The organism is Dysgonomonas sp. 25 (genome assembly GCF_010501075.1).
Classification (GTDB): Bacteria; Bacteroidota; Bacteroidia; order Bacteroidales; family Dysgonomonadaceae; genus Dysgonomonas.
In genome coordinates, this window is sequence record NZ_QVMN01000004.1 from 303,817 (window position 1) to 312,357 (window position 8,541).

5 protein-coding genes are annotated in these 8,541 nt (G+C 45.6%); 2 read left to right on the plus strand and 3 right to left on the minus strand.

Going from position 1 to position 8,541, the window contains the following annotated elements:
* Nucleotides 1-8: 8 nt before the first annotated feature.
* The 3 genes from D0T66_RS08980 to D0T66_RS08990 form a co-directional block, all read right to left on the minus strand.
* Entirely contained in the window at nt 9-1,514 is a 1,506-nt protein-coding gene (locus tag D0T66_RS08980; RefSeq protein ID WP_163356932.1) for a GH3 auxin-responsive promoter family protein, read from the minus strand.
* Entirely contained in the window at nt 1,511-2,227 is a 717-nt protein-coding gene (locus D0T66_RS08985; RefSeq protein WP_370520786.1) for a Crp/Fnr family transcriptional regulator, read from the minus strand. Before D0T66_RS08985 ends, D0T66_RS08980 begins: the two co-directional genes overlap by 4 nt.
* A gap of 579 nt (nt 2,228-2,806) precedes the next feature.
* A complete protein-coding gene (locus D0T66_RS08990; RefSeq protein WP_163356934.1) occupies nt 2,807-4,726 on the minus strand; it encodes an FISUMP domain-containing protein in 1,920 nt (639 codons plus the stop codon).
* Between the two features lie 809 nt (nt 4,727-5,535).
* Between D0T66_RS08990 and D0T66_RS08995 the strand changes: the two genes are divergently transcribed.
* Together D0T66_RS08995 and tig are read left to right on the plus strand one after the other, a co-directional pair.
* Nucleotides 5,536-5,916, plus strand: coding sequence for a DUF3592 domain-containing protein (locus D0T66_RS08995; protein ID WP_163356935.1), 381 nt, complete (start codon nt 5,536-5,538; stop codon nt 5,914-5,916).
* Nucleotides 5,917-6,118: 202 nt separating this feature from the next.
* Nucleotides 6,119-7,579: a trigger factor gene (tig, locus tag D0T66_RS09000; RefSeq protein WP_163356936.1), complete on the plus strand. Its 1,461-nt coding sequence runs from the start codon at nt 6,119-6,121 to the stop codon at nt 7,577-7,579.
* Nucleotides 7,580-8,541: the final 962 nt, after the last annotated feature.

The window sequence follows — 8,541 nt, forward strand, 5'->3', positions numbered from 1 at the left end:
CGCACCTCTTACCTTGTAACGAAAGCCAGTAGCTTGTCGATATAGTCGCGGTTATTCGCCAGACGCGGGACTTTGTTCTGCCCGCCCAATTTTCCCAGCGATGCAAGGAATGCATTGAATGTCCCTTTCGGCAGGCTTTGCACAAGCGGCATACCAAGCGAAAGATTGTACGACCGTTTGGCTTCGTAGTCGGAGTTGACCTTTTTCAGGTGCTCATCCAATAGCTCGGTGAAGCGTGCCAAGTCGTTCGGCTCGACGGCAAACTCTATCAGCCACTGATGCGCCCCCGAATTATTGTCTCCGAAGTAAACCGGAGCGGCTGTATATTCCGATACCTGAGCATTCGTCTGCTTGCAGGCTTCTGCCAAAGCCTTTTCGGCATTGTCGATAATCACTTCCTCGCCGAAAGCGTTGATAAAGCTTTTCGTCCGCCCTGTGATGCGGAACAGGTATGGCGAGGTCGATGAGAACTCGATGGTATCGCCTATCATATACCGCCACAATCCGCCATTGGTGGAAATGACGATGGCGTAATTTTGTCCCGTCTCTACCTCGTCCAATGTCAATGTGCGCGGATGCTCGGCATCCCATTCGCTCATCGGGATGAACTCGTAATAGATATTGCTGTCGAGCATGAGCAGCATGTCCTTCGAGTCATTAGAGAATTGTACTCCGAAATAACCTTCGGATGCATTATAGGTTTCCCAATAGTACATATCGGGTTTCTGTATCAGCTTGCGGTACTGCTCCTCGAAAGGAGTGAAGGCTACCCCTCCATGAAAGAAGACCTCGAGGTTAGGCCAAAGGTCGGTCAGTTCCTTTCCGCTCTCTTCCCGTATCTTTTTCAGCAGGACGAGCAACCATGACGGAACGCCCATCAATGCACGGATGTCGTGTGTAGTCGCATAGTCGGTCATCGCGCGTAGCTTGTCTTCCCAATCGGGTAGGAGAGAGATGCTCTCCGGTGTACGGCTGCGCTTTGCCCAGAAATAGACGTTCTTGATGAGGATGGCGGAGATGTCGCCCGTGAAGATGCCGTCTCCTATGCTGTTTATCTGCTTACTGCCTCCCAAGAGCAATGTCTTGCCGAAGAAGAAGCGCGATTGGCGGTTGGCCTGCCCATAGATGGCTAACATCTGCTCGCCGCATTTGTAGTGCCCCTTGGTCAGCGATTCGCGGGTGACGGGGATGTATTTACTCTTGTCTTCGGTCGTCCCCGACGACATGGCGAACCATTCGACAGGTTTGTTCCAAAGGATATTTTGTTTCCGCTCGACCAGTATCTTATCCAGATAAGGACGCAAGTCCTCGTAATGGAAGATAGGGATATGGCGGCGATAGTCGTCTTTGTTTTTTATCTTGTCAAAGCCAAGCTGTTGTCCTATATACGTGTTCCGCCCGTTTGCCAGCAGATAGTTCAGTATCCGCTCCTGCGTTTCGACGGGATGTTCTATAAACCGCGCCACTTCGCGGTATTTGTGGTCGAGGTATTTCTGGAAGATTCCCCGTATCATCCTATCCGGCTTATTTTGCGCAATGTCTCGGCATCACGGATTTTTATCTTCCGCCCGTCTAATGCGATGAGGTGTTCATCGACAAAGTTCGACAAGGTGCGGATGGCATTGGACGTTGTCATGTTCGACAGATTGGCCAGATCCTCGCGCGAGAGATATATGCTTATCGTGACGCCGTCCTCTTCCAACCCGTAGTTGTCCATCAGGAATAATAGCGATTCGGCAAGCCGCCCGCGTATATGTTTCTGCGTGAGGTTGACGACGCGTTCGTCGGCAATCCCTAAATCCGTCGACAGTTCGCGGATAAAGAATAAGCCGAGCTTTGCATTATTCACCACCAGGCTCTCGATGATATTCATCGGGATGAAGCATACCGTCGACGGTTCGAATGCCGCTGCTGCCGTGACGTAAGGTTCTTTGGCGAAATAGGCGCGGTATCCGAAATATTGCGTAGGGCGTATCATACGTATAATCTGGCTGCGTCCACCTACACCATCTTTGTAGATTTTTACTTTTCCTCGACAAAGGCACATCAGGTCTTGAGGTATTTCCTCCTCGTCGTATATAACCTGGTTTTTCTTAAATTCTACAATACGCGTATTGATGGTGACTTTTTCGCGATCCTTGTCATTCAATAAGTTCCAGATCTCCGGGATGCTTTCAGATAAACTTATCACACTGTTTTTTGTCATAACAACTGTATCAATAGTCATACAAAGTTAATATTTTTTTGATACAACTGCCGATACGCCGCATAAAATCAGCGAGCCGCAGGATGACAGGATAAAAAAGACAAACTTGGCAAATGTGTCATTTTTTTTGTCGCGCTGTATTTTGGGTTTTATGCGTTTATTATCTGTGAGTTAATACCCCAAAACTTGACAAAACAGGATGTGTTTTATAATAAGACACTTGTCAAATTCTGTCAAAAAACTTAGTTCGTTGATTATCAATCGAAATTTAGTTAAAACTTGACACTCTTGACAAATATTACGCGATACAGTGTTTTTCGTCTTGTCATTTTTTCTTTTTAACCACAGAGATTCACGGAGTCTTTCACGGAGTACCACGAAGTAAAACAACGATTCTATCTTGCTGAGCCTTTGGCGAAGCATCCCGACCCGGGGATGAACAGCGCAAAGCGCAACGAGCTCCCTCGCATTTGCCCGGGATGACAATCTATATGTCAACTTATTTACTCGTCTACTTGTCTACTTTTCTTATATCGATAAAGTTTCTTGTAACTCGTAACTTGTAACTACCCGAAGGGCGAAGTAACTGTGCGAAGCACATTAGTCCTTTTTGCAACGGACAGAAGCTAAAATCATCCGGCTAAGTTTAGCCCGCTCAACCTGAGCGTGATTAAAATCAACTCTCCGCACCCACCCGGAAGACGCAGTTTCTCCACTGGCTGACCAAAATGTTGCACCATAGCCATAATTAGAAGCGATACCGGAAGCGATACCTGCAAACATAGCATTGAATCCGCCATAGTGTGAGGAAGAATAAATATTTGATCGGCCACCAGTTTCAGCTGTTATGTCGGGTGTGACACAAGCATCCGCCATAGCCGCACCATGCCCGTCGATGGCATTTCCTCGCCATCCCGTGTTCCCGGGAGTGATGGTGCCATTTGCATCACCGAGGCTGCTGTATTTGCTGGTATTGTTGTTGATTTCCTCCTCCAGCTCGGTCCATTCTTTATCGCTCGGCAAGTGCCAGCCGGCAGGACAAATACCCTGTACTTTATTATGGTTTTCGTCAGCCGATGTTTCACCTTCTATGAAGCTGTCTGTGCCTGCTGCTCCTCCTTTTTTCATCGTGGCTGCAGCCCAGTTGTAGATGCGCCCCAGACGCTCGGATTTGTTGTACTTGCTTGCATCATTAGCGCCGGTTATGGTTATTCCGGTACCACCGGGATATCCCATGTGCGGGTCGGGATAGAGACCCTGATAGCTCATCGTGATGCTGTTGGGGCTGATAACGGTTGTTCCATCCGTACGGTTAGTGTCAAAATTAGTAGCTCTTACATTGTGCAACATCCAGCGATTCCGTCCGTCACTGCTTTTGCTGTCTGCCCCAAAATCCCCTGAAATAAACAAGTTGTTGTTCTGGTCTCTATGCAACTGGTAACCTTTCTTAATCGACGATGGGAGACTTTGGGTTACGGCAGTGATTTCGGAAGTGGTGAAGCCTATTACTGCTGCCCACTGGATGATTGTCGGATCTTTTTGTGTATTAATGCAATTCAATATGCTGACTGTGACATCCTTGAAGCGTTTAGGCGTTTCAGTGTCGGCAAAAGTGATATTGGTGTAATCGTACTTGCTTCCTGCTGAGGTTGAGTAATTTATTGTAGTTCCTCCGTCATTTCCTCCGTTCTTTATGGTCATTCCTCCCGATGTGGGAGTAACCGTTCCTGCCCCTATTGTTCCTACCACAGTGGTTCCCCAAGTGGCGTTGCTGTATACGTCGAATGTCCCGCTTGTTGAGGTTGTATAAACAATCTGGTTGTTGGTGAGCGACGTTTTCAGTGCATAGTTGGTTTGGTTTAGAGTAACGGTTTTGGTCTGTCCGCATTCGGTGTAGGTAAATGTCAGATCGGTCTGTTTACTTGCCCAAGGCGAAGCCGGGTTGATTGTCATGGCATCGGGCAATAGTGTCATGTCGGTAGGAGAAGCAGTCAGAGTTGTAGGGGCTAACGGTGTCCCGGTGAAATCGATAGCGCTTAATCCTCCGGATGCAGCCCCTATCCAAGTAGGTACAATTCCTCCCTTCCAGGTTATTTTTAAGTTCTGCGCTGCTAACGGGCGGGCGTCGTGTCCGCTGGGTAAGTCAAAGTAATCCTGATTGAAATTCAGTCCTGCCGGCGTGTCGTCTCCTACTTTGTTCCATACGCTGCCTGTCCATACATAGACGCCTTTTCCGCTCATCGTGCATTTGTCGCCGTGATAGACGACCAATCCTGTGTGTAAGGCATCTTCGGCTGCGTTGTATCCGGACGAAAGCATGGGGTACAGTTTGTCCTTGTCGGTTAGCGTTACGCGGGGTAAGGCTAAGCCTTTGGTCGTTGTTCCGTCCATCTTCAGGTCGAGCAAAGCTCCAGTAACAGGAGGTTGGGCGCTTCCCATTGTTACTTGTGCTTGCAGGTTGATTGCTGTTGTGAATAAGGCTACTGTGATAATAGCCAGTGTTAAGATTCTTTTTTTCATGTTATAAAAGAATAAGCCACCTCCCCCTGCCCCCCCTCCACAAGAGGGGGTAACAGAAAAAGATGATGTGAATAAATAGTTGATTTATAGCTTTTAGCCGTTAGCCGATAGCTATTAGCTTTATTGTCATGCTGAGCGAAAGCGAAGCATCTCTTTCGGTCTTTGTGTAGGGGCAGACCTATGTGTCTGCCCGATATATCGATTTGCGGGCACACACGCAGGTGCGCCCCTACAAGGGCTCTATTGTTGATAGAAGAGGATGATATACTTCCCCCTTCGGGGGATTGAGGGGACCTGCTGTTAACTGAAATATTGCCCCTCGCTCCCTCTCTTGTGGAGGGGGCTAGGGGGAGGTAGGTGCGGCTGTCGCAGCCGGAAATACCCCTGACATTAACACAAGCAATTTGGCACCCCCTCCCTGCCTCCCCCACGAGGGGAGGAGATAGGAAAAGAGTATATATTTTTACTCCCTCTTTGTTGGAGGGGGACGGGGGGAGGTGACTTTTTCCTCTAAAAAACTTCCTAAAACCTTGGATTAGTCCGAAATATTTACTATATTTCGTGTGTGTGTGTGTGTGTGTGGAAACCGTAATTTTCGATTTATCCTATTGATAAATAGCATAAATGATGAAAATGTATGGTTATTTGTATAGAATAATATCACGGTTGGATTCTATGTTTACATCTGCAAAGAAAAGAAGTTTCCCCGAAAAACACAATTTATTTCTTATATTTTTGCTTATTTGTCACGGACAGGTTAAATTTGTGCGGTTAAGCAATTTTAATTTACAAACCATATTTTTTAATTTATGCAAAGAGCACAAAACAAAAAACCGGGAGCAAAACATGTTATTCTCATTATTTTAATGGTCGCTTTGTCGGTTGCGATTTATCTTTTCAAAGATGATTTCCTACCCAATGCTAATGCCGCTTATCAGGCAGAGTATGCCAAGTTCGAAAGAGCCGAAGCTGTCATTGTCGATCGGGACATCCATCGTGGAAGAAAGGGCTCGAATACGACATGGATCGTAGAATTTAAGGACAAGGAAGGCAATACCCATACCGGAAGGATTTTGCAAACGAATACTTTAGGGAAAGAAAACGGCGAAATAATTATTATCTATTACAATCCGGCCGACCCTTCAGGAAGCGCTGTCAGCGAAGAAACATATAAGGAAGTGATGAGGTAATGAAATCTGCTATAACGAATTGCAGACGGCAAAATAACCTCTCCTTCTTGTCGTGTTAGGAATAAATTATACCCTTTTCGTTTTGATTATTGCAAGAATAAGACTATTTTTGCACCTCCAAAAAGAAGGCTCTTGCGTGAAGAGGCTTATTTTGTTCATGTCTGAAAGTAGAAACCAAAAATAATAATAAAACTTCGTTAAGATGAACATATCTCTAACCAGTGTTGATAGCGTAAATGCTATTATAGAAGTAAGCATCGCAAAAAGCGACTATCAGGAGAAAGTGGAAGGTTCGTTGAAAAACTTCCGCAAAAAAGCAAATATCCCGGGATTCCGTCCGGGCACAGTCCCAATGGGAATGGTGAAGAAAATGTATGGTAAATCAATCATGGCCGAAGAGATAAACAAACTCGTAGGCGAAGGGTTGTATAACTATATCAAAGAAAATAACCTGAATGTTTTGGGCGAGCCGCTTCCGAACGAAGAAAAGCAACAGCCTGTCGATTTTGCAGTGGAAGGGGATTATAATTTCTTCTTTGACGTAGCATTGGCGCCGGAAATAAAATTGTCATTGTCTAAAAAAGACAAAATCAACTATTATAAAATAGATGTAGCCGAAGATTTGGTTGAAAAACAAATCGATTCGTACAAAGCGAATTACGGCAAATATGAAGCTATAACCGAAGCTGCTGCCGAAACAGACCTTGTAAGAGGTAAGATTTCGGAGATGGACGGCAAAAAAGTGAAGAAAGACGGCATCTTTGTTGAAGCCGGTGTGGTGATGGCATCTTATATCAAAGATGAAGGCGAGAAAAAGAAATTCGTCGGCGTTAAACCGGGCGATGTAATCGTTTTCAATCCGGGCAAAGCATACGAAGGCAACGAAGCCGAGATAGCAGCATTGCTTCATATCGAAAAAGATGGAGTTGAGGCGATTGCTCCGGAATTCCAGTTCGAGGTAACAGAAGTGACCCGTTATAAGGAAGCCGGTTTGGATCAGGAGTTGTTCGATAAAGTTTTTGGCGAAGGAACAGTAAAGACCGAAGCCGATTTCCGCACGAAAGTGAAAGAAACGATTTCGACACAATTTGCGCCGGACAGCGACTACAAATTCCTGTTAGATGCCAAAGAATTGCTTGAGAAGAAAGCTGGCGATTTGCAATTCCCTGATGCCTTCCTGAAAAGATGGCTGGTAGAATCGAACAAGAATAATAATGCGGAAAATATCGATGAGAATTATCCGAAGATTATCGAAGACCTGAAATTCCACCTCATCAAAGAGCAAATCGTAAAAGATAATGAACTGAAGCTGGAAGAGGCCGATGTAAAGGCTGTTGCGATGAATGCGGCACGTGCACAATTTGCGCAGTATGGTATGATGGGATTGCCTGATTCGATGGTGGAAAATTATGCCAACGATATGCTCAAAAATCAGGAAAGCGCCCGCAACTTGGTAGACCGTGCGATGGAAATGAAAATCATCGACCACCTGAAAAATACATTAGGCGTAAAAGAAGAAGTGATTTCGTTGGATGAATTCAAAAAATTCTTTGAGCAGCCGGCAGAAGCTTCGGAAGAAGTAGAAGTTGCCGAAAAAGCAGAAAAGAAAGCAGCTAAAACGACTAAGAAAACTACGGCTAAAAAAACAAAGAAAGACGAGTAAATCCTTTTCGTTAAGATATCAGAGCGGACAGTAACATTTGATTGTTATTGTCCGTTTTTTTGTGTTTTTATTATTGCTTATCTTATTATTTTTATGTTCCTTTGCAATGAATATAGTATCATTGCAATACCACAACCGTGTATAAAACAAGTAAAGTACGACCTGGATTTACATTCAACCGGCTAATTATCAATTTGATGGTTGGTGAGTTCTTTACACACACACACACACACACACACGAAATATAATGAATATTTCGGACTAATCCAAGGTTTTAGGAAGTTTTTTAGAGGAAAAAGTCACCTCCCCCCGTCCCCCTCCAACAGAGAGGGAGTAAAAATATATACTCTTTTCCTATCTCCTCCCCTCGTGGGGGAGGCAGGGAGGGGGTGCCCGAATGCTTGTGTTAATGTCAGGGGTATTTCCGGCTGCGACAGCCGTACCTACCTCCNATGCTTGTGTTAATGTCAGGGGTATTTCCGGCTGCGACAGCCGTACCTACCTCCCCCCAGCCCCCTCCACAAGAGGGGGAGCGAGGGGCTGTCTTTCAGTCAGCAGTTATCAATCAACAGTGAACAACAATACTTTGTCATGCCGAACCTTGTGTGAGGCATCCCGCCCCGTTATCGGAAAGAGATCCCTCGTATCCACTCGGGATGACAATAAAACTAACAGCTATCAGTCAACGGATAACAGTCTAATGTTGCCACGCCTTTTAAGGCGTGGATATGATTGCATCTTTCAGGAGATGACTTTAGTCAAAAAGGATTTGGCTAAAGCCCCTTGTTTGCTGCTCTTCTTGTTCCTCCACTTAAAAGTGGAGGCAATTAGTAAGAACGCAGCGAGCTGCCTCGCTCCGTTTCAGGATGATACTTTCATGCGGAATGATATAATGCGAACCTTCAAACACACTTCTATATATCTCACAGGCTGCCCCGTACCGACGCCCTTTTGTCCGTTCA

What these genes read in the sequence shown, in the direction of transcription:
- D0T66_RS08980 (WP_163356932.1), bottom strand. Translation starts at nt 1,514, where the DNA reads ATGATACGGGGAATCTTCCAGAAATACCTCGACCACAAATACCGCGAA.
- tig (WP_163356936.1), top strand. Translation starts at nt 6,119, where the DNA reads ATGAACATATCTCTAACCAGTGTTGATAGCGTAAATGCTATTATAGAA.
- D0T66_RS08985 (WP_370520786.1), bottom strand. Translation starts at nt 2,227, where the DNA reads ATGACTATTGATACAGTTGTTATGACAAAAAACAGTGTGATAAGTTTA.
- D0T66_RS08995 (WP_163356935.1), top strand. Translation starts at nt 5,536, where the DNA reads ATGCAAAGAGCACAAAACAAAAAACCGGGAGCAAAACATGTTATTCTC.
- D0T66_RS08990 (WP_163356934.1), bottom strand. Translation starts at nt 4,726, where the DNA reads ATGAAAAAAAGAATCTTAACACTGGCTATTATCACAGTAGCCTTATTC.